Raw genomic sequence first — 732 nt, forward strand, 5'->3', positions numbered from 1 at the left:
GCGGGGGATGGAATCCCGGAGTCAATCGGGTGAGTACTCACTGGAGCGTTTTATATTTAATTGCGCCTAGCTACTTAAGGCTGCTCGCACGGCTCTAGCACTGATGCGAGTATACAAGAACGTGGATTGAAACTTTGGGTCTGCCTGAGCCTGTCCATCCCCTAAGCTGCGGATATCTGCTTCTAAATCAGACAGCACCCTTTCACTTTTGTGTCGTCCTCGTGCCCGATAATTATCGACACAAATCATCCCGGTTCGTCTTTCATGCAAGCCTAGTTGAACCCCATCGCGATTCCATCCCAAAACCGTTTCTGCTTTTCGGGCTGACCCATCCAAGTAATCTTCGGCGACCTTTGCCATGAAGTCTCGTTTGCGGTGACTTGTCAGTTTCTGAGCGGCATCTTTGAGAGTGACTTTGACCGATTCGCTGAACATCATTCCTAAAGTTTCCTATTCTAGAGGTTGGATTAGGAGCAGGGTAATTCCCCATCTCCTACCTTCTAGAATGCCTGGGACTTTATTTCTCAGCAAGTCCCTTACTGGAGGGGCGTCCCCTTAGAGACGCATCAAGTGGTTGTCAATCTGGTAAGTTCAACTCGAACCGAGGAAGGTCTTGAAGTTCATTGCTGGCTTGATGGCAAAACATACCAGACAGCTAAGTACAGGACAAAAGCTTGCAAAAGGGGGTTAGGAAAGGGTTTCATGCAAATAGTGAGTTCACAATATGAAACC

General features: G+C 48.0%; 2 protein-coding genes. One reads left to right on the forward strand and one right to left on the reverse strand.

Annotation, left to right across the window (positions count from 1 at the left end):
• Positions 1-66: 66 nt before the first annotated feature.
• Positions 67-438: a hypothetical protein gene (locus C7B65_RS27105; RefSeq protein ID WP_106254258.1), complete on the reverse strand. Its 372-nt coding sequence runs from the start codon at positions 436-438 to the stop codon at positions 67-69.
• A gap of 81 nt (positions 439-519) precedes the next feature.
• Here C7B65_RS27105 and C7B65_RS29810 point away from each other — a divergent pair.
• Positions 520-732, forward strand: a 213-nt coding sequence (locus C7B65_RS29810) for an ISAzo13-like element transposase-related protein (protein WP_425320475.1), incomplete at its 3' end; no start/stop codon positions are given.

The sequence above is a fragment of the Phormidesmis priestleyi ULC007 genome, assembly GCF_003003695.1.
GTDB lineage: Bacteria > Cyanobacteriota > Cyanobacteriia > Leptolyngbyales > Leptolyngbyaceae > Phormidesmis_A > Phormidesmis_A priestleyi_A.